The organism is Mucilaginibacter aquariorum, from assembly GCF_024498135.1.
In the GTDB taxonomy this organism is placed as follows: domain Bacteria; phylum Bacteroidota; class Bacteroidia; order Sphingobacteriales; family Sphingobacteriaceae; genus Mucilaginibacter; species Mucilaginibacter aquariorum.
Window position 1 is genome coordinate 158710 of the sequence record NZ_JANHOH010000005.1, and the last position, 22265, is coordinate 180974.

17 protein-coding genes, 1 tRNA gene and 2 riboswitches are annotated in these 22265 nt (G+C 42.5%); of the genes, 14 read left to right on the forward strand and 4 right to left on the reverse strand.

Annotation, left to right across the window (positions count from 1 at the left end; translation table 11 throughout):
* Positions 1-7 precede the first annotated feature (7 nt).
* The 10 genes from NPE20_RS18525 to NPE20_RS18570 all read left to right on the forward strand — a co-directional run bounded on the left by NPE20_RS18525 (position 8) and on the right by NPE20_RS18570 (position 12864).
* A complete protein-coding gene (locus tag NPE20_RS18525; protein ID WP_256540187.1) occupies positions 8-886 on the forward strand; it encodes a sugar phosphate isomerase/epimerase family protein in 879 nt (292 codons plus the stop codon).
* Positions 887-1142: 256 nt separating this feature from the next.
* Positions 1143-1258, forward strand: a riboswitch (SAM riboswitch).
* 96 nt (positions 1259-1354) lie between these two features.
* Positions 1355-2491, forward strand: a complete 1137-nt coding sequence (locus NPE20_RS18530) for a cysteine desulfurase family protein (protein WP_256540188.1) — start codon at positions 1355-1357, stop codon at positions 2489-2491.
* Positions 2492-2503: 12 nt separating this feature from the next.
* Positions 2504-2950: a protein-disulfide reductase DsbD domain-containing protein gene (locus NPE20_RS18535; protein ID WP_256540189.1), complete on the forward strand. Its 447-nt coding sequence runs from the start codon at positions 2504-2506 to the stop codon at positions 2948-2950.
* Between the two features lie 465 nt (positions 2951-3415).
* Positions 3416-3528, forward strand: a riboswitch (SAM riboswitch).
* A 249-nt stretch (positions 3529-3777) separates the two neighbouring features.
* A complete protein-coding gene (locus tag NPE20_RS18540) occupies positions 3778-5094 on the forward strand; it encodes a peroxiredoxin family protein (RefSeq protein ID WP_256540190.1) in 1317 nt (438 codons plus the stop codon).
* A 30-nt stretch (positions 5095-5124) separates the two neighbouring features.
* Positions 5125-6423 carry a peroxiredoxin family protein gene (locus NPE20_RS18545; protein ID WP_256540191.1) on the forward strand — a complete coding sequence of 433 codons (1299 nt, stop codon included), beginning with the start codon at positions 5125-5127 and terminating at the stop codon, positions 6421-6423.
* Between the two features lie 99 nt (positions 6424-6522).
* A complete protein-coding gene (locus tag NPE20_RS18550) occupies positions 6523-7188 on the forward strand; it encodes a YceI family protein (RefSeq protein ID WP_256540192.1) in 666 nt (221 codons plus the stop codon).
* 144 nt (positions 7189-7332) lie between these two features.
* The gene (locus tag NPE20_RS18555) at positions 7333-8298 is read left to right on the forward strand and encodes a cytochrome-c peroxidase (RefSeq protein ID WP_256540193.1); all 966 of its coding nucleotides are present in this window, start codon (positions 7333-7335) and stop codon (positions 8296-8298) included.
* 95 nt (positions 8299-8393) lie between these two features.
* Positions 8394-11165, forward strand: coding sequence for a TonB-dependent receptor (locus tag NPE20_RS18560; RefSeq protein ID WP_256540194.1), 2772 nt, complete (start codon positions 8394-8396; stop codon positions 11163-11165).
* A gap of 20 nt (positions 11166-11185) precedes the next feature.
* Positions 11186-12094 (forward strand): DUF4397 domain-containing protein, encoded by a 909-nt coding sequence (locus NPE20_RS18565; protein WP_256540195.1) that lies wholly within the window; start codon positions 11186-11188, stop codon positions 12092-12094.
* A 32-nt stretch (positions 12095-12126) separates the two neighbouring features.
* Entirely contained in the window at positions 12127-12864 is a 738-nt protein-coding gene (locus NPE20_RS18570) for a superoxide dismutase (RefSeq protein ID WP_256540196.1), read from the forward strand.
* Between the two features lie 190 nt (positions 12865-13054).
* Here NPE20_RS18570 and NPE20_RS18575 read toward each other — a convergent pair.
* A tRNA-Ser gene (locus NPE20_RS18575) sits at positions 13055-13142 on the reverse strand.
* 439 nt (positions 13143-13581) lie between these two features.
* On the opposite strand from NPE20_RS18575, the gene NPE20_RS18580 reads away from it, so the two are divergent.
* Together NPE20_RS18580 and cdaA are read left to right on the forward strand one after the other, a co-directional pair.
* Positions 13582-14553 carry a polyprenyl synthetase family protein gene (locus NPE20_RS18580; protein WP_256540197.1) on the forward strand — a complete coding sequence of 324 codons (972 nt, stop codon included), beginning with the start codon at positions 13582-13584 and terminating at the stop codon, positions 14551-14553.
* A gap of 292 nt (positions 14554-14845) precedes the next feature.
* Entirely contained in the window at positions 14846-15637 is a 792-nt protein-coding gene (gene cdaA / locus NPE20_RS18585) for a diadenylate cyclase CdaA (protein WP_256540198.1), read from the forward strand.
* A 2-nt stretch (positions 15638-15639) separates the two neighbouring features.
* On the opposite strand, the gene NPE20_RS18590 is transcribed toward cdaA, so the two are convergent.
* From NPE20_RS18590 to NPE20_RS18600, 3 genes are all read right to left on the reverse strand, one after another.
* Entirely contained in the window at positions 15640-16023 is a 384-nt protein-coding gene (locus NPE20_RS18590) for a hypothetical protein (RefSeq protein WP_256540199.1), read from the reverse strand.
* An 80-nt stretch (positions 16024-16103) separates the two neighbouring features.
* Complete coding sequence (locus tag NPE20_RS18595; RefSeq protein WP_256540200.1) at positions 16104-16562, reverse strand: hypothetical protein; 459 nt, start codon at positions 16560-16562, stop codon at positions 16104-16106.
* Positions 16563-16671: 109 nt separating this feature from the next.
* On the reverse strand, positions 16672-19158 hold the full coding sequence (locus NPE20_RS18600; RefSeq protein WP_256540201.1) for a M1 family metallopeptidase: 2487 nt from the start codon (positions 19156-19158) through the stop codon (positions 16672-16674).
* Positions 19159-19429: 271 nt separating this feature from the next.
* Here NPE20_RS18600 and NPE20_RS18605 point away from each other — a divergent pair, with 271 nt between their 5' ends.
* Positions 19430-20755, forward strand: coding sequence for a Gfo/Idh/MocA family protein (locus tag NPE20_RS18605; protein WP_256540202.1), 1326 nt, complete (start codon positions 19430-19432; stop codon positions 20753-20755).
* Between the two features lie 22 nt (positions 20756-20777).
* Positions 20778-22151 (forward strand): 3-keto-disaccharide hydrolase, encoded by a 1374-nt coding sequence (locus NPE20_RS18610; RefSeq protein ID WP_256540203.1) that lies wholly within the window; start codon positions 20778-20780, stop codon positions 22149-22151.
* The last annotated feature ends 114 nt before the right edge of the window (positions 22152-22265 follow it).

Consider the following 22265-nt stretch of genomic DNA (forward strand, 5'->3'; position numbering starts at 1 on the left):
AATTATCATGACTAACAGAAGAGAATTTATTCAACTATCAGGCATGGGGCTGATGGCTACTGCTGCCCCCGGCTTTTTAAAAACACCTGTAATTATGAGCGGGCATCATTTATCTGTGCAACTGTATACCATCCGCGATGCGATAAGTAAAGATTTTAAGGGAAGTTTAAAACGCCTTGCCGATATCGGGTTTAAAAACGTTGAAACTGCGTTTTGGCCTAAAGAGATCAACGACCAGCAGGCGGCTAATACTTTAAAAGAACTCGGACTTAAGGTATCATCCTGTCACATGGAAATCCCTACCAAAGAAAATATTGCTAAGCTGGTAAGTAATGCTAAGGCCTATAATTGCAAAAACATTATCTGGCATGGCTGGCCCGAAGATAAGCGTTACAGTTCGTTAGAAGGCACTAAACAACTGGTAAAGATCTATAAGGAAAGCAATAGACTGGCTAAGGATAATGGACTGCATTTTGGCTTACATAACCATTGGTGGGAATACAGGAACCATGTAGGCGGTAAGCTGGTGTACGAAGTGCTGAATGAAGAATTGGATGAAGATATTTTTTTTGAAACGGATACCTATTGGGTAAAGGTTGCCGGACAGGATCCGGCTGCTATTCTTAAAAAATTAAAGAACAGGGTGCGTTTTATACATTTGAAAGATGGCCCGGCAGTTTTTAATCAAAAACTGATCAAGGATGATCCGGACCCGATGACGCCGCTCGGTAAAGGAAGTTTGGATATCCCGGCTATTATAAACGCTTGTTCTGCAAATGTTGAGTATTTGGTAGTCGAGCTGGATAAAACGGCCATTGATGTGTTCGATGCTTTAAAGCAAAGCATCCAGTATGTCTCTAAATTTAAATCTGTTAACTTGAAATAAAGGCGTTTTTGAATTGTTTATCAAAAATTTAGTGAGGAGGAGGAAGCAGGGGTTTGCGCCATCTCATCAGTGCTTTATATTTCAAAAACCATCCAGGTCACCAATAAATCGCCAAAAGACAGTTTAATTATCATTATTCTGATAACTTAAACACCTATCAAAACAGGTGGGAAAACAAAATCTAAATAAATTCTATAAAAACTATAGACATTATAGAATTTATTATATATTTGCATCATCATAATCGTTCTTTAATAACTTATCCAGAAAGACAGAGGGAAAGGCCCGAAGACGTCTTAGCAACCTGTACCGGCTTTTAAGCCTGTAAAAGGTGCTAATTCCTGCTCCATTTAATTGGGAGAAAGATAAGATGACAAGAAATTAAAAGTTTACAGCGCTTTATCTTTTGTGTCTTTTTTTGAGATAAGTTACTAAAGCATTATAGTAACATTTTAAAATATTTAGAAGATGAGAATTTACCTGGATAACGCTGCTACAACACAACTAGATAACGAGGTATTTAAAACAATAACCCCTTACTTATTGGAATTTTATGGCAATCCGTCGTCGCACCATGAACATGGGCGCGAAGTGAAAACCGCTATTGAAGGTGCCCGTACTACCATTGCCGATCTGCTAAATGCATCGCCAAATGAAATTGTATTTACCAGCGGTGGCACCGAAGCCGATAATACGGCTATCCTGTCAAGCGTGCGTTCTCATCAAATAAAACACGTTATCACCACACCGTTCGAGCATCATGCCGTTTTGCATACCCTTGATGTGCTGAAGAATAACGGAGAAATAAAATTAAGCCTTATTAACACCGATAGCCATGGTAACCTGGATATTAACCACCTGGATATTTTGTTAAAAAGCAACAGCCGTTCGCTGGTATCGGTAATGCATGCCAATAACGAGATAGGTAACCTTAATAATATTGAGCTGATAGGCGAGGTCTGTAATAGCAGGGGCGCACTTTTTCACTCGGATACAGTACAAACCATGGGCCACTACAGGCACAATTTGTCAAAATTAAAAACGCATTTTATAGCGGCATCGGCACATAAGTTTCACGGGCCAAAAGGGGTAGGGTTTATTTACTGCCGCGATGGCATACAGCTATCGCAATTACTATACGGCGGTGCGCAAGAACGTAAACAACGTGCCGGTACCGAAAATATCCACGGCATTATAGGCCTGGCAAAAGCTTTAGAAATTGCTTACCGCGATATTGATGAGCACCAGTTTTATATTCAAAAATTAAAGAATAGGATGATCGCCAAATTGCAGGAGCAAATAGGCGATGTAAGGTTCAATGGTAACTCGGCCAATGCAGAGAAAAGCCTTTACACGGTGCTAAGCGCAAGCCTGCCTGTTAACCATGCAACCGGCGACCTGTTGACTTACCTTGATCAAAACAACATCTCGGTATCAGGCGGCAGCGCCTGCTCAACCGGTTCTGCATCGCATGTATTGAAAGCCATCGGGGCAGATCTGTCAAGAAATACGGTCAGGTTTTCGTTCAGCAAGTTTAATACTGCTGCCGAGATAGATTATACAGTAGAAAAACTATCGGCATTATATAAAGCCATAGCAGCATAATAAGGACAACAAATGAAGAAATATTTAATCAGCGCGGGCATTATATTATCAGGGTTTTACGCAAGCGCGCAAGTACTAACCCCGGTAAAATGGGCCTACGCTGCCAAAAAAATAGATAACAATGAAGCGGTTGTTTTGGTAAAAGCAACCATTGATAAAGGCTGGCATATTTACTCGCAAAATGTTGCAGATGGCGGCCCGGCAAAAACAGCATTGGTCTTCAATAAATCTGACGATTATACGCTGGTGAACAAAACTATAGAACCGCAGCCGCTTAAAAAATATGAGAAGGCATTTGATATGAATGTAACCTACTTTGAAAACACAGTTGTGTTTCAGCAAAAAGTTAAGCTGGTTAAAGATAAGCCGGTTATAAAAGGCACTATATCCTTCATGGCCTGTAGTAACAAAGAATGTTTACCGCCCGAGGATGTAGAGTTTTCGGTCGCATTAAAATAGAACAATATTTAAAAACACATATACATTCACAATTAGATATTAAGTCAATCCTCCACCAATTGATTTTATTATTTATAAAGAATAATAAACAAATGAAAGCTGACGCATCTAAACACCTTATTGCCTTTTACCACCATTTAGCAACCCGCTCTGGTATTGCTATGCAAAGCTGTTGTTGCCTGTAAGTATCTGCGCGCAACCGGGACATATAAAACAAGATCTTATAAAGATTAACATCCTGGCACTGTGTATAGCGACGAGGCTTTATGCAATGGTGGAACTTCATTCAGCTAAATCTCTATTCCGGTAGCCGGGATGTAAATCAAAAAACGATAACAAATACAAAAAATGTATTATTACACTAAAAAATTTAAATAAATACTACTAAGTCTATAGATTTAATTTGCTTTTTTAATATTTATTATTACCTTTACTGCATCTAATTAACCCCACCATTAATTAGTTGATTTATTAAGAAAAAGGGAGAGGAAGTCTCGATGATCTTTTAGCAACTTTTCAGACAGTCTGAAATAAGTGCTCTACTTTATCCGGAGGAATATTTCACCGGATAATAAATTAACTAAGTGTTATGAAAAATTTGAAGTATCCAAAACTAAACAGACAACCAGCCGCCGCCCCACCGCGATGTTGTTGTATGTGCATGTAGTTTCCGGCATTATCCCAGGTAAGTTTTAATTACACGGATTAAGTATTAATGGCTTCGCCGTTGATGCGCATGGAACTGTTATGCCTCAAAATTTCTATTACACTTCCTTAATATCCATTAAGCAAGCAAAAAATCATTAACAAAATTAATTTCTACAAACATGAACTTCAAAAACTATCTATCAAAAGCAAAATACCTTACGCTGGGTGTTTTATTGAGTGGTGCAGCGTTGGCCGGCGACAAAGTGCCCGGTGCAAAATTCATTAAAGAAGGTGTGTGGCGAGGGGTATTTACGGTAAGCGAATCGCAGGTGCCGTTCAACTTCGAGTTTAAGGGGAAAGATCCTGAACATGCCGTTTTTACCCTGATCAACGGTAGCCGCCGGGACGATTTCCATGTGCAGCGCCTGGGTAAAGATTCGGTATATATAAAAATGAATACTTACGATGCCGCCCTTGTCGCCAAAATACAAGACGACGGAAAAATAAGTGGCGAATACCGCAGCCTGGTACCGGGTTTTAGAGGTAACGCCCTGCCATTTACGGCCGAATATGGTAAAAGCTACCGCTTTGTTGAGCCAGGTAAAGATGTTGCACCCGCAGCTGATCTATCCGGAAAGTGGGAGATAAAAACATATAGTAAAGAAGCCGTCCCTGCATCTATCGCCATTATTAAACAAAAAGGAAATAAACTTACCGGTGTTATTATGACTGTTGTGGGCGATACCCGCGAACTGGAAGGCACCATACAGGGCGATGAATTCGCGCTAAGCGGCTTTACCGGTCCAAGCCCTTTTATTGTAAAAGGAAAGGTTAACGCCGATGGTACTATTAGTGGTGAGCAGGGCTTCGGGATCTATAAAAACCTAAAGTTTGATGCCACTAAAAATGCCAATGTTGAACTGCCTGATCCATATAAGCTTACCTTCCTGAAAGAGGGCTACAAGAAACTCGATTTCTCTTTCCCGGGGATTGATGGCAAACAGATCTCATTAAGTGATCAAAAATATAAAGGCAAGGTTGTTATCATTGAAGTAATTGGTACCTGGTGCCCAAATTGCACCGATCAAACCGTGTTCCTGTCGCCTTGGTTTAACAAAAACCGCCAGCGTGGGGTAGAGGCAATTGCCATTGGTTTTGAACAGAAAGATAGCCTGGAATACGCTAAATACACATTAGGCAAGCTTAAACAAAAATACAATATCAATTACGATATAGCCTTTGGTGGCCTTGCCGATAAAAAACTGGTATCGCAAAAACTGCCTGCGCTTAACAAATTTGTGGCTTTCCCAACTACCATTATTGTCGACAGGAAAGGTGATGTACGCGAGATCTATACAGGCTACACGGGTACGGTAACCGGCAAATACCACAATGATTACGAAAAGAAATTTAACAAACTGCTGGATGAACTGATAGCAGAGCCCGCGCCGGAGACCGCACAGGTTATTGATACCGACACCCGCCAGGGCAATTAATTTATAAACTGACTTATAGACATTATAAAAATGAAAAACAACAACTTAAAAGGTCTTTTAATAGGCCTGTTATTTAGCGGTGCAGCCTTTGCAGGCGATAAAGAACCGGTTAAATTTATTAAAGAAGGCGTATGGCGCGGGGTGTTCCGCGTAAGCGAATCGCAGGTGCCGTTCAATTTTGAATTTAAGGGAAAGGATGCTGAGCATGCTGTTTTTACCTTACTGAACGGAAGCCGCCGCGATAATTTCCATGTACAAAAAATTGGCAAAGATTCGGTGTTCATAAAAATGAATACCTACGATGCTGCACTGGTTGCCAAAATTGAAGATAATGGCACCCTAAGCGGGGAATACCGCAGTCTTGTACCGGGCTTTAGAGGAAACTCCTTGCCCTTTACTGCCGAGTATGGCAAAAGTTACCGTTTTGTTGAGCCCGGAAAGGATGTTGCCCCTGCGGCAAATCTTACCGGTAAATGGGAGCTGAAAGTATACTCGAAAGAGCAGGTGCCCAACAAGATTGCCGTTCTTAAACAAACTGGCAACAAACTTACTGGTGTAATTATGCAGGTAACCGGCGACAGCCGCGAACTGGAAGGCACCGTACAAGGCGACCAGTTTGAACTATCGGGTTTTACCGGCCCAAGCCCAAAGATCTACCGTGGTAAAATAAATGCCGATGGTACATTAAGTGGCGAAATTGGTTCCGGTATTTATGATAACACCAAGTTTGACGCGGTGAAAGATGATAAAGCCGAACTGCCAGACCCGTACAAGCTAACCTTTTTAAAAGAGGGTTATAAGAAGCTTGACTTTACCTTTCCTGATCTTAACGGCAAACCGGTATCGTTAAGCGATGATAAGTACAAAGGTAAAGTTGTTATTGTAGAGATAATTGGCACCTGGTGCCCTAACTGTACAGATCAAACGGTATTCCTGTCACCATGGTTCAATAAAAACCATCAGCGTGGGGTAGAGGCCATTGGCTTTGAACAAAAGGACAGTCTTGAATATGCCCGGTACACCTTAGGTAAGCTGCGCGATAAATACAATGTTAAATACGACATACTGTTTGGCGGCCTGGCCGATAAAAAACTGGTATCGCAAAAATTGCCTGCGCTTAACAAATTCGTTGCGTTCCCAACAACTATCATTATTGATAGAAAAGGCGAAGTACGCGAGATCTACACAGGCTACACCGGCACCGTAACCGGCAAATATTATAAGGATTACGAAAAGAAATTCAATGCCTTGCTGGATAAACTATTAGCAGAAGAAGCACCCGCAACTGCAGCAGTAAACACTGATGATAGGGCAACACAAGGAAGATAAAGATTAACTGACTATATAATAATTAACTAAACTAATCACAGTACCCCGGCGCGGGTGGTTCCGCGCCGGGTTTTTAATCAACTTAAATCAAAAACGAAAATGAAATTAACATTAGGCCTATCGGTAATAACATTAGCATCAATTACCGCGTTTACGGGCATAGTTCCGCCGGCAAAATCAAACAAAATAAAATCAGCACCTGCCAAAATTGTAACGGTAAGCAACAAGTTTGCAAAGCCCGTAGTATTTAAGGTAGATAACAAAACCAGCAAACTTACCTGGCTGGCCAAAAAAGCAACAGGCGAACACAGTGGTACGGTAGAAGTTAGCGACGGTAGCTTTACGGTTGAGGGTAACACGCTTAAAGCCGGTTCCTTTGATATTGACACCCGCAGCATTACCGATACCGATATTGCCGATGAAGGTGCAAATGGCAAACTGGTTACTCACTTAAAAAGCCCCGATTTTTTTAGCGTGGAAAAGCACCCTAAAGCAAACTTTGTATTAACCAGCGCTACCAAAGCAGCAGGCAGTACTTACAATGTAAAAGGTAACTTAACCATTAAGGGCATTACTAACGAAGTAAGCTTCCCGGCCACGGTTGCGGTAAGCGGCAAAAAGCTGACCGCCAATGCCAAAATTACTATTGACCGTACCAAGTACGATATCAAGTTTCGCTCAAAAAACTTCTTCGAAAACCTGGGCGACAAGGTGATCTATGACGATTTTGATATTGATGTTGCGTTGGTAGCAAACGCGCAATAATATCTCAAGGTACCTTTTTCATAAAGGTTTAGGTTGAAAAATAAAGTTCCCTGTTCGGGGTGGACAGGGACTTTATTGTCTAATTTTTTCCATCCCATATAAAATAATTGTACAATAGCTGATTTAGCTAAGCGAGAAAAGGTCATGAAAAAGGTATACACCATACTTACATTAATAGGTTTTGTTTTCTTACTGATAACGCAGGTAAGCTTCATGCCGGGTAACGACGAGGTGCAGACCAGGGAGCAGCTTGGCAGCAAACTGTTTTTTGATAATATATTATCAAAGGACCGTACCCTCAATTGCTCATCGTGCCATAACCCGGAGTTTGCTTTTGCCGATACCGCTGTTTTTAGCAAAGGCATTGGTGGCAAGCTAACCGCACGCAACTCGCCGGGGCTTACAAATTTATCGGGCCGTACCCACTTTTTTTGGGATGGCCGTGCAACCTCGTTAGAGGAGCAGGCCCTTGGGCCAATTACATCGCCTGATGAGATGGGCTTATCCATTGAGGAGGCAGTTGAACGACTTAACAAGAACGAATTTTATGCAAATGCTTTTCAAAAAATATTTAAAGCAGCGCCGAATAAAGATAATTTGTTGAAAGCACTTGCTGCTTTTGAACGGACGCTGGAAACAACCAATAGCCCTTACGACCGCTATATAAACGGTGACGATAATGCATTACCTGCCGCAGCGGTACGTGGCCGCAATATATTTATTGGCAAGGGCAACTGTAATAACTGCCACTCGGGCGAGGATTTTACAGCAGATCGCTTTAAAAGCATTGGCTTATATAATGGTAAGGACCTGAACGATGCCGGCAGGTTCAAAATAACAAAAGACAGTACCGTACTGGGCGAATTTAAAATACCGGGCCTGCGCAACGTAGCCGTAACCGCGCCATACATGCACAACGGTAAATTTAAAACCCTGCGCAGCGTGGTGGAGTATTACAACAACCCATCGGCTGTGGTGAGCGACGGTATAAACCGAGACCTGTCTTTAGATAAACCATTGAACCTTTCATCGCAGGATATTGACGACGTAGTTGAATTCCTGAAAGCACTGACCGATGACAGATTCGCGAAAAACATAAGCAAAAACTAACCCGGTAACAAAATCTAAAACTTTAATTAATAAGTGTAATGCAGGCTAAAAAGCTTGTACGCAATACCCCTTTGTCTAAACTTAACTCACAAAACATGAAACGATCTATACTCTATATATTATTTTTAAGCCTCATTTACGGGCAGCATGCGTTTGCCCAGCAGGGCAGGCGGGTAACCGGTGTGGTTACCTCTGCGGATGACAGCCAGCCATTGCCGGGTGTATCTGTGCTGGTAAAAGGTACCGGCGAGGGCGTCGTAACCAAAACAGATGGTACGTTTGAGCTGAATATCAGCACAGGCAAATACCTTGTATTCTCATTTGTTGGGTACGAAACGCAGGAGATCTACATCGATGGGATCCGTAAGTTTGAGGTAGCTCTTAAACCAAAGGGCAACCAGTTAGGCGATGTACAGATCATCGGCTCGCGTAATGCCAACCGTACCAAGCTAAACTCGGCCAACCCGGTTGATGTTATCGATATAAAAGCCCTGCAGGAGAGCAGTCCGCAGGTAAGCGTTACACAATTACTGCAGTATGTATCGCCTTCCTTCCATTCATCTGTATCAGGCGGGGGCGATGCGGCATCGGCAACTTCAACCGCGCAACTACGTGGTTTGGGTGTAGACCAATTGCTTGTGCTGATAAACGGTAAGCGCCGCCACAAAAGCTCAAACATTAGCTGGGGAGGCCTGGGGAATGGTGCTACAGGTTACGATTTAAACTCTATCCCAACAGGTTCTATTGAACGCATAGAAATTTTACGCGATGGTGCGGCTGCCCAATATGGTTCTGATGCCATTGCAGGTGTGATTAATATCGTACTAAAGAAAACCACCGATCAGCTAACGCTTAATTCTACTGCCAGTAGTCGCCGCCGGGGGGACGGTATTACTACGCGTACCAGCAGTAATTACGGCGTTAAGCTCGGTGATAAAGGCGGTTTTCTGAATATAACGGGCGAATTCGCGACCCAGGCGGTTTCCTTACCGGTAGGGAAGGATGAATCCGGATTATACATTGGCCCTGCATATGGTGGCGGCGCTAACACCCGTGGCTTCGACCAGATCTATACTAAAGAGATAGATGATGCCATTATCAAATCCAGAGGGATAGACCGTCATTATTTTGACCAGCGCGGTAGCACCAATAAAGCTATTGATGGTTTGCTTTTCTTTAATGCGGCTGTGCCTTTAAAACAGGATGTTGAACTGTACTCGTTTGGTGGGATAAGCCAGCGTAATTCGCAATTTACGGCCGTGTACCGCTTACCGGGCTGGACAGAGCGTAACAACACTTTTATATATCCGGATGGGTTTTTACCTGCAATGGATAACGTCATTTCAGATAAATCATTTGCGGTGGGGGTAAAAGCCAAAGTACGCGGCTGGAATGTAGATATCTCAAACGTTTATGGTATCAATAGTTTTGGTAACGTAATCAGCAACTCGTTAAACGCAAGTTATGGTTTGCGCACACCACGCAAGTTTGATGCAGGCAGTTATAGTGCCAGCCAAAATACCGGGAGTATTGATTTTAGCCGCTATTTTGATAAAGCCCTTAAGGGGGTTAACGTGGCATTTGGTGGCCAGTATCGGGTAGAAACTTATCAGATAACCGCAGGCGAGGAAGCCTCTTACTCCAAAGCCGATCTTAGGCAGATCTACGGTGTGGATACCACATCCGGCGGGATTCCTTATACCACTTCGTTAGGCCTTACGCCACTAAACGGATTGTCGCCGGGCTCGCAGGTACACGCCGGTTTTAGGCCGAGCAATGAGGTGAACGTAAACCGTTCCATTTCTGCAGCTTATGCCGATGTTGAGGTAAATGCCACCACTGCATGGTTATTATCGGGTGCATTGCGGGTGGAGAACTACTCGGATTTTGGGAGTGTATTTACCTACAAAGCTGCAACCCGTTACAAATTCGCCGACTTTTTAAGTGTCCGGGGATCCATCAATACAGGCTTTAGGGCGCCGGACCTGGCGCAGTTCTATTATACGGAAACTTCAACTACCTTCCAAAACGGTGTGGCCATTGACCAGGTTACCGCCAATAACGAGAACCCGGCTACCAAGGCATTGGGCATCCCAACCCTAACACCCGAACGCTCTAAAGGATATACCGCCGGTATCACCTCATCGCCTATACCAAACTTTGAATTAACGGTTGATGCCTATAAAATTGATATCCGCGATAGAGTGGGGAACACCGGGCGTTTCTCGGCAACGGATACCAACTTACCTGCGGATGTTAGGGCACTGTTTGTGCAAACGGGCACAGTCCAAGCCAAGTTTTTCTACAATTCGTTTAGTACCAGCACCAAAGGCGTAGAGCTTACAGGTAGTTATAAGTACACATTCGCAAACGGTGCGAAAGCTACGTTATTAGTAGGCGCAAACTTCCTGGAAACCAAGCTAACTAAAGTAAATACCCCAAAAGGCCTGGAAGCCTACCGCTATATCATATTTGATGAATCGGAAAAAGCGCGGGTAACAAGTAATATCCCATCCAAGAAGATCACCCTACAGGGAACCTATGGCATTAACAGGTTGAATTTCCTGTTACGCACGGTGTATTTTGGATCGGTAGTTTCGGTTACCCAGCTTAATGCCAACTTTCCTAAGCCCGATTATTACTATCAATCGTTTAGTCCGGTTTGGATAACCGACCTGTCGGCCAGTTATGCGGTATCTAAAAACCTGTCGGCCACTATTGGCGCTAACAACCTGTTCAACGTCCTGGGCGATTATACCATCCCTGCACCGGGCAGTAACATCACCAGGAACCCCGGCCCAGGTGCAACACAGGCGGGAACCAATACAGGCATACAACCATTTGTAAGATTATCAGCAAAATTTTAGATCAATTAAGAATAGAACACATGAAAATCATCGATCATATCATAAAGAAATTAGCGAGGCTAAAAAGTTTACCCCGCCTTAAGTACACGTATGCATTAAGCGGATTAGTATTGCTTTCGGCGTCCTGCAAAAAAACAGATTACCTGGATACAGATAATTCGCAAAGGCCGCCTTTAAGCGCTAAGGTAAAACTGGTAAACGCACTAAGCATAACCCCGCCATTAAACTTTTTAGATTTTACGCGGCAAATAAATACCGCTTTGGTTACGCACAATGCCGCTACCGATTATTTAGACACCCAATTTGGCAAAGTGCAGTTTAATACAACAGAAGGCAGCAATACCAGCTACAAATCATCATATGTGTTTGGCGGGAGCGCCAACTTTGTTCAGGAGAATGATAAATCATCATTTTCGGGTCCTAACGGACCGATAGCCGATTTCTACCATACGTTATTCGCGGTAGCTAAACGTAAACCCAGCAAGATAAACCCAGGTAACCGCGACAGCTTGATCTTAGTTTATGATGATCTGACTACCCCTGCATCGGGCAAAGCCAAGGTGCGTTTTGCAAATTTCTCTCCCGATGCACCAAATGTAAATTTTAGTGCGGCGGGTGGCACTGCTATATTCACCAATGTAGGCTACGGTAGCTTCGGCGACCAAACCGTACTGACATATGATGCTGCAGGTAAAGGCCCTGCAACCATCCCGGGTTTAAGCTGGAAAACCTTAGGGCCGTTTAAAGAGATAAATGCCACGTCGGCAGCGGCTTTCGAGATCCGAAACTCCACTACAAACGGGGTTGTCCCTATAGCTGGCACCACTTTAAATGGCGTAACATTTGAGGCCGGTAAAATTTACACCATATTTATTAACGGAACGGTAACAGCGGGTACGCTTAGTGCAACAATTATAACCCATAATTAGTTATAGTAGAGTACATTTACAAAAACATCACCATGGAAAATAATAGCAGAAGAAAATTTATTAGTAATACCTTAACTGCAACCGTAGCGGTTGCGGTAGGTGCGCCATTAATATTAAATGCTAGCCCTGCATCAGCAGCAACCGGCAACACAATTTTTAACATTGCCGAGCCTTTTAAATTTACGCAGGTACCACTGCCATTTAAATATGCCGACCTGGAGCCAAATATAGATGCGCTTACTAACGAGATCCATTACACAAAACACCATACGGCTTATATCAAAAATGTAAACGACGCAATTATAGCCGAAAAGATTCCCTATACAACAGAAAAGGAGTTTTTTGCCAATGCATCAAAGCTATCTGCCAAAGCCCGTAACAATGCAGGCGGCGCCTGGAACCACAACTTTTTTTGGGAAAGCCTGAAAGCGCCGGGCACAACCGGGCCGGATGGTAAATTAAAAGATGCGCTAACATCGGCATTTGGTTCGGTTGATAAGTTTAAGGAGGAGTTTGGCAAGGCAGCACTTGGTCGGTTTGGTTCGGGATGGGCGTGGTTGGTTAATGATGGCGGTAAGCTTAAAATAGGCTCAACAGCCAACCAGGACAACCCATGGTTTGATAATTCGGAACTGAAGGGGATACCGTTTTTAGGCCTTGATGTTTGGGAACATGCTTACTATTTGAAATACCAAAACAAACGAGCCGATTACGTTGCAAATTTTTGGAATGTAGTTAATTGGGAAAATGTAGCTAAACGGTTAGGGTAAAAAGATCTTTGCCTAATGGTATCAAATCCTATTCAATTATTAGGATTTTTTGTTTAATCGACGATTATTTTGTGAAAGAGTGGTGGAATTCTTCGAAATGGAACTTCAAGTTTATGTTGAATAATTTACTTAAGGGTATTTACAAAAAAAGCGAAAAGGTGTTTTATAAATAACACTTTTTCGCTTCTTGCGGAGAGGGAGGGATTCGAACCCTCGATACACTTTTGGCGTATACACACTTTCCAGGCGTGCTCTTTCGACCACTCAGACACCTCTCCGGGTATTTTAGGATTGCAAATGTAAAATAATAACCTTTATTACTGAAGGCTTAACGCATTTTACATTAAATAAGTGATTTAGTAAAATAACCGCCTCCCGGTAAAGCAAAATAGATTTGAATTGATTAAGCCCTAAAAATAAGACGAGCGGGTTATCATTTCAACAACTGTTAGAATAAATTAAACCATTAAGCAATTAGGAGGGTTTTTGCAAAAAAAAGCGGAACCTTTTGGGGCTCCGCTTTAAAACGAAAACTTTAACTCACAAAAACTAAACTTATATACAGTTATCACTAACTTATTATAATAGAGTGTAAAATGCAGCAAAGGTTTAATCACGGTAAAAATATTAGGTGTTTATGCATATATATTTTTTAAAGCTTATGTTTGCTGCTGATTGCCAGGTAAGGCAATTGCATAAAATGGCGGTTTGTTTTAGATGCTGAACATCAACGAAATTAAAAGACCTATTGCTGCAGAAATTGATGTTTTTGAAGAGAAGTTCAAAACTTCTATGCAAAGCTCAGTACCCTTGCTTGATCGTATTACACACTATATTGTAAAACGTAAAGGCAAGCAGATAAGGCCTATGTTTGTATTTTTTTCGGCCACCATTTGTGGGGGGATAAACGAATCTACCCATCGTGGGGCCGCCCTTGTTGAGCTGCTGCATACCGCCACGCTTGTCCATGATGATGTGGTAGATAATTCTTATCAGCGCCGGGGCTTTTTCTCTATCAACGCTTTATGGAAAAATAAAATAGCCGTTTTAGTGGGCGATTACCTGCTGAGCAAAGGCTTGCTGCTTTCCATAGATAATGGCGATTTTAAGCTGCTAAAAATAGTATCGGAAGCTGTAAAGCAAATGAGCGAAGGCGAATTGCTGCAGATAGAAAAGGTGCGCAGGATGGATATCAGCGAAACCGTTTACTACGAAGTTATCCGTCAAAAAACAGCTTCATTAATTGCTTCCTGCTGTGCATGTGGCGCGGCATCGGCCAATGCGGATGAAGAAACCATCGAAAAAATGCGACTGTTTGGCGAGAAAATAGGTATAGCCTTCCAGATAAAAGATGATATGTTTGATTTTGGCACCGATGATGTAGGTAAGCCACTTGGCATCGATATCAAAGAAAAGAAGGTTACGCTGCCGCTGATATACGCATTGAACAATAGCGAGAGCAGCGAGAAAAAACGGATGATACAATTGGTGAAAAACCATAACGATGATCCTAAAAAGATAACCGAGATCATCAACTTTGTTAAGCAAAAAGGCGGACTTGAATATTCTGAAACCCAAATGAAGAAATACCAGGAAGAGGCATTTGCCATACTGGATACCTTCCCTGCCGGTGAGGCTAAAACCGGGCTGGAGCAATTAGTGCGCTTTACTACCGAGCGTAATAAATAGGCCTTACCATCCTCCAAAATTCTCCAGGTGTTCACGTTCACCGCCGTGAACGTTGTGAATAAAACGTAAATAGCTTATAATCAGATGTATAATAATATCATAGGTGACAAAACAACGCCACCATATCTGTCGTAGCAGTGTCCCTGTCAGAAGACTCTGGGAGGCCGAAAGCCTCATCGCGGCCCTTCAAAAGCAGAGGTGCTAAAGCAACTTAAAAAATAAAGTCCTCTCTTGTAGAGAGGATTTAGGAGAGGCTAAATAAATGTTTCCTAAAACTTATTAACTTCGTAACATGCATTCCTTTGATTTCAGCTTCTTAAAACTCGGCGTATTTGATATACTGGATGTGCTGCTGGTAGCTTTTATTATTTACCAGCTATATAATCTTATCAGGGGTACAATCGCTGCTAATATCTTTATTGGGTTAATAACCATTTACCTGCTTTATATGGTGGTAAAAGCCTTGCATATGCAATTGCTTACCGGCATACTGGGTAAATTTGCTGATGTTGGTATTATCGCTATTATCATTGTTTTTCAGCAGGAGGTAAGGCGATTTTTGCTGCTGGTAGGGAAGAATGCATCCTTGCAGCGTAATAAGGCCTGGTGGAAATATTTCTTTGGCAAAGCCGAGGCTGAGAAGAATAACTTTGCCCGTATTAAACCTATTATAGATGCCTGCAAAAGCATGAAACAGACCCGTACCGGGGCTTTAATAGTTTTCGCAAAATATTACGACGAGCAATTTTACCAGAACAGCTGCGAAGTGCTGGATGCCAAGATCTCTAAACGGGTACTGGAAAGCATCTTCCAAAAGAACAGCCCGCTGCATGATGGGGCGGTGGTGATATCCGAGAATAAAATTAAATCGGCCAGCTGCATACTGCCCGTTACCGAAAAGGCCGACCTGCCCGCTCAATTCGGCTTGCGCCACCGCGCAGGTATTGGTGTTACCGAAGCCAACGATGCCACAGCCATCATTGTATCAGAAGAAACAGGCGAGATCTCGTACGCCAAACAAGGCCGTATCAAAATGGATATCAGCTTTGCAGAGTTAGAGAAATTATTGAATAAGGATTTTTAGGGCTAAGGGATCACCTTAACATCTGTTTTGTCTTTGCCGGGGTTTTTGCCTACAATAGGCATCTTTGAATTACCTTCCAATTTTATCACCGGCATCTTAGAGTAACCCTCTGTTTTTATAACAGGCATATTGTAACCGCCGCTATTGATAGTTAACATATCCTGGAATCTCTTATCCAATTCAATTTTATTGATATCTATATCCGGTTGTTTAAAAAGTTTATCTGTTGATATAGTTGGTGGGATGGTGCGCCATGCGCTGTCTGCTTTAAAAGGCTGAGTTAATTTACCGCCAAGTGTGTTATCAAATGGTGCTACGGTTGCTTTCTGTGCCATTAATTGGCCGGCGCTAATAAACAGGGCTATAAATAACAGTAACTTTTTCATAAGTGTTTTGGTTAATACTAAGTTACAATAAATTGCATTTACGATGAATACCGCAAATGTTAAATTGTTTAATTTAACATTTAGCCCTCAAGCAAGCCGAACTGCTTAAAATGATGAGTGAAATGTTTACTATGCCAAATAACCCATTCCTGATAATCCATTGGGCCAAAACCGCCGTGTATGGCAGTGGTGCCGGGAGTTTTAAAGTATTGGTCAAAAATTTCCAGATCTGTCATTAACTGTTTAATGGCTGTTTGCAGGTCAGCATAACAATATTCATCGGGTAGCGGACCTAAAAATAAGTTTTTGGGGATCTGCACGTCGGTGTAAATACTAACCTGTTTTGCTTTATAAGCTTCCTCAGCAGTTCTGCGGCAAGTGGGTATCAATGTTCCGTTGGCGTATTGCACATTCTCTATTAAATGCTCAACCATTTGCTGAGGCGTCATTTTACCCCAAAGTGGTACAGCCGCAGGGTTTAGGGTCAGCAATAATTCGTGTAGATTTTTTCGGTTAGCGGTATCAACTAACAAACTCATATCAGAAGGTTTATAAATACAAATATGTAATTTGTTTATTCAATATCCGGCTTTATAGACAAAAAAAAGCCGCTCCAACCAGAGCGGCTCCAATTGTATTTTTGATAGATTACTCCGCTTTTTGAAGCTCGGCAGTAGCTTTATCAATAGCAGCAATTGATGCTGTATCGTTTAGTTTAGCACGCTCGGTTTTTATGCCGGCCAATATAGTTATTATCTGTGGGGCAACACCATATTTTTTGTACTTGGTACCAAAGTCGGCAATTGCTTTTATACCTTTTTGCGCTTGCTCAGAGCTTTTAATACGGCCGGTAAAATCAGCAAATTTCTTCATGATATTAAACTGAGTTTGTGGCTGGCCGGCGCTAAATTCTTTGTATACATAATCGTACTGCTCGTCAGCACCACTTGTAGCGTATACATTTAAAATAGCTTGGGTTAAAGCGCCTTCGCTGTCTTTCTCGTAGGTTTTAGCTAAGGCTAATGCATCGGCAGGGTTAAGTAAACCCAGCGCGGTTAAAGCAGCACCCTGTATAGCGTACGATTGGCTCTTTAATGCATCCTTAAATATATTACTATTGCCGGCTGCTTTTAGTTTGCCTAAAGCAGTAATAGCAGCAGCCCTTACTAACGTGTTCTCGTCAGTTTGTGCCAGGCTAACTAATACAGGTACAGCAGCGTTGCGTACATCATCATTGGTCATATCTGCAGCTTTAATAGCCTTGATACGTAACTCATAATATTTATCCTTTAACGCGGCAATAATCACCTTACGTGCACCGGCATTTGTTTGCTGTTTTGCAGCAGCGGTAATAGCCTCAAAACGGTCAAGGAATAATGGAGCGTTAAAGTATTGGAACGTAAATTCGTCAATTGATTTATTATCTGTTTTTTTAGTTAACAGCATTTTATCACCATCAACGTTTACAAGGCTTGGTTTTGTTGCCGAATGGAATACCAGGCTGTCTGTTTTACTACGCACCCAAAATTGGCGACGATCCATTTTGCCATTAGCGTAAACATCAATTGCTAACGGTAAAACAAAGGCATTACCATCTTGTGTTTGGTTCATATAAACGGTTTGGGTTTTGGTAGCGTCATCCCATTTGTAAGTAATGTTCAATATTGGGTGACCTGCGCCAAAATACCATTGGTTGAAGAACCAATTTAAATCGCGGCCACTGGCCTCTTCCATTGCTAAACGCAATTGGTGTGCTTCGCCGTTTTTAAGCGCGTTTGCTTTTAGATAAATATTTAAGCCTTTGTAGAAAGCAGCGTTACCAAGGTAGTTGCGCAGCATGTATAATATGCTGCCACCTTTTTGGTAAGTTACTGCATCAAACACATCTTCTTTATCTTTATAATGGAAACGTACCAGGTCTTTAGTTTTAAGCTCCGGCTGGCTCAGGTAGTTTTGCCTATCATCATAAATGTGTGCATCACCGGCATCTTTACCATATTTATGTTCGGCCCAAAGGGTTTCGCTAAAATCAGCAAATGATTCGTTAACAGTTAAGTTGCTCCAGCTTTCGGCAGTAACATAATCGCCAAACCACTGGTGGAAAAGCTCGTGTACAATAGTGCTGCGGCCCTGGCTGAAGTAAGCATCAATAAGCTCACGTTTTGTAGCTTGTACATATTCGCCATGCAGGGTAGCGCTGGTATTTTCCATAGCACCGCTCACGTAATCGCGAACAACAATTTGTGAGTATTTATTCCATGGATAATCAACACCTAAGGTTTTAGAGTAAAAATCAATAACCTCTGGCGTGAAACCGAATATATCCTTAGCGTAAGGGGCATATTTAGGCTCCAGGTAATAGCTTACCTCTTTACCTTTCCAGGTGTCTTTAATTATTTTAAAATCACCAACAGCCATCATAAACAGGTATGGCGAGTGTGGCAGTTCCATTTTCCAGGTATCGGTACGGGTACCATCGGCATTAACTTTTTGCGAAGCTAAACGGCCGTTTGATAGCGTAACATACTTCTTAGGAACGGTCATGATGATCTCGTCGGTAGTTTTTTGGTTAGGCTTATCAATAGTAGGGAACCATGCCGATGAACTTTGGGTTTCGCCCTGTGTCCAGATCTGGGTAGGCTTATCTTTTTCGGTGCCGTCGGGGTTAATAAAGTATAAACCTTTGGCATCGGTTATAGCAGCGCTGCCGGTTGCCTTAAGCTCATTTGGTTTTGATGTATAATCAATATAAACGGTATAGTTTTCATTGTTACGATAAACCCTGTCCAATTTAATGTTAATAGTAAGGCTATCGTATGTAAATTTAAGCGGTGTGTTTTTGCCGGCCTTTACAATAGATACATTTTTTATATCCATACCCTGCGCATCTAAACGTAACGAATCGGTAGCGTAGAAATGTGGCTTTAAAGTAACCCATTCCTTACCATACATATAGCGTTTCTTATAATCGAAACGTACATCAAGCTTAGTGTGTACAAGGTCATTTATTTTTGTTGGGGTTTCCCTATAGATCTTAAAAGCAGGATCTTCCGGCGGGGTGGTTTGCGCTACAGCAGTGCTTAGGGCACAGGCGCTAATGCTGCCTATCAGTACGGCAGCGTAAATAGTTTTCATATATATTTCAGTTTGGATTTTGATATGCGTGCATAATAAAAGCTAAATTATTAGTTTTTATTTGATTTAAGACGGCTAAATAATATTTATGTTACAGGTAGGTAACCCTTATTTTAAGCGATTATTATTACCGGGCTTATAACTTCTTTTATAAGAACTAACTAAAAACGTTATGTAATAAAATTGCTATCAAAAAGGTTTTTAGCTATTAAATACTAAATTAGCCTTTGCCAATTATTGCACTAATACATCACTACTACCTAAATATATTATGCAACGCAGAAAATTTATTCAAAGTGTGGCTGTTACAGGCACCAGTTTTTTAATAGGCTCAAGTATTGCAAATGCCGCTATTTATAAAGGTTCGCCCAATAAAAAAGTGGTGATCGGTATAATGGGTGTTAACAGTCGGGGTGCTTTTCTGGCAGAAAAACTGGCTGCACTGCCCGATGTAGAAATAGGTTATATATGTGATGTGGATAGCATTGCTATGGCCAAATGCATTGCCAGTATTGAAAAGCGAACCGGCAAAAAACCAACCGGAATTGCCGATATACGCCAGCTGCTGGAGAAAAAAGATCTGGACGCGTTAGTAATAGCCGCGCCCGATCATTGGCATGCACCTGCAACCATACTGGCCTGCCAGGCAGGTAAACATGTATATGTAGAAAAACCCTGCAGCCATAACCCGCACGAAGGAGAAATGGCTATAGCCGCCGCTGCCAAATACAACAGGTTGGTACAAATGGGGAGCCAACGCCGCTCGTTTGATAATGTACAAAAAATGGTGGCAGAGCTGCACAGCGGCATTATTGGCCGGGCATATTTTGCAAGAGGCTGGTATGTAAATAACCGAAAATCAATTGGTGTAGGTAAAGTGGTGCCTGTGCCCTCAAATTTAAATTACGATCTATGGCAGGGGTATGCCCCGCGCAGGTCTTATAAAGATAACCTGATACATTATAACTGGCACTGGCATTGGAACTGGGGCACCGGTGAAGCGCTCAATAATGGAACACACGAAATTGATGTAATGCGCTGGGGGCTGGGTGTAGATTTCCCAAACAGGGTTACCTCATCTGGCGGGCGTTTTGCCTTTAAAGATGATTGGGAAACCCCCGATACGCAAACTATACTGGCTAATTTCCCTAATAATACAGCCATGTCATGGGAAGGCCGCAGTTGCAATGGCTACAACTCGGAAGGGGTTGGCCGCGGCGTTGTATTTTATGGCGACCATGGAACCATTAACTACGGCGGCGGCAATGGCTACCAGGTGTTTGATGCCGAAAATAAGCTGGTAAAAGAAATTAAAGACGAAACACCAGTAGATGCCGGGAACAAAGTAAGCCCTACAGAATTGCTGGATCGTGTGCATTTGCAAAACTTTATCAGCGCCATACAGGGTACCGAAAAACTTAACCAGACTATCATCAACGGGCATAAATCTACCGTGATACCGCAATTGGGCAATATCGCCCAGCGGGTAGGGCGGGTACTTAACCTGGATAGTAGCAATGGCCACATCCTTAACGATACCGAGGCCGCCAAGCTTTGGGGCAGGGAATATCAACCCGGATGGAATTTAAAAGTTTAACACATCAGCCTGAATATATATTATGAAGAATTTAAAAACTTATTTGCTGGCTACAGCAATTGCCGTGGGTATGCAATCCGCATCGGCACAAACTAAAACCGGTTACACCAATTTGTTTAACGGCAAAGATTTAAACGGTTGGAAAATACTGGCCGGCAAAGCCGAATACAAAGTAGAGAACGGCGGCATAACCGGTACCGCCGTATTAAACAGCGGCAACACCTTTTTAGTGACCGAAAAGGAATACGGCGATTTTATACTGGAGCTGGATGCCAAAACCGAAAGCACCATAACCAATTCGGGCGTGCAATTGCGCAGCCATTATAACCCTGCCGGGCACGAAGGTAAGGGATTGGTTTATGGCCGCCAATGTGAAATAGACCCAAGCGCGCGCGCTTGGACAGGCGGCATTTATGACGAAGGCCGGCGCGATTGGCTATACCCAATGGACCTAAACGCCAAAGCACAATCGGCCTGGAAGAACGGGGAGTTTAATCATATAAAAATTGAATGTATTGGTAACACCACTAAAACATGGATAAACGGTATTGCCACAGCCTATGTGGTAGATACTATTGATGCCAAAGGTTTTATAGGTTTGCAGGTACATGCTATAAATGATGCCGGGCAGGCCGGTAAAAAAGTGTTTTTTAAAAACATCCTCATCAAAACCACCAACCTAAAACCACAGCCATTTGCTAAAGATGTTTACGTGGTAAACCTGCAGCCAAACACCTTATCGGCTTACGAAAAACAAGATGGCTGGAAGCTGTTATTTGATGGTAAAACCAATACCGGCTGGCGAAGCGCTAACTCAATGGCCTTCCCTGCAAAAGGCTGGGAAGTGAAGAACGGCTTACTATCTGTGCTTGGTTCAGCAGGCGGCGAGGCCGCTAATGGCGGTGATATTATTACTGATGGGCAATACAAGGCCTTTGATATGTCGTTTGAGTTCAGAATGTCTAAAGGGGCTAATAGTGGAGTTAAATATTTTGTGACCTTGTCCGAAAAAACTGTAGGCTCGGCTATCGGGCTGGAGTACCAGGTTTTGGATGATGCCGTACACCCTGATGCCAAACTCGGCCGTGATGGTAACCGTACGCTGGCATCGTTGTATGACCTTATTCCTGCCAAAAAACAAAAACGTTTTGTACACCCGATAGGAGCATGGAACACCGGGCGTATTGTGGTATCTCCCAATAATCATGTAACACATTATCTTAACGGTATCAAGGTGCTGGAGTATGATCGTGGCTCAAAAGAATACCGCGACCTGGTAGCCATAAGTAAATACAAGGTTTGGAAAGATTTTGGCGAAGCGCAGCAAGGACATATCCTGTTGCAGGACCATGGCTTTGATGTGAATTACAGGAATATCAAGATAAAAACTTTGTAGAGGTCTCTTGTCATGCTGAGCGATAGCGAAGCATCTATTAGCAAAGCGATATATCTGCGATCAGATCCTTCGCTATCGCTCAGGATGACAAGTTGTAACAATCACATAATTAAC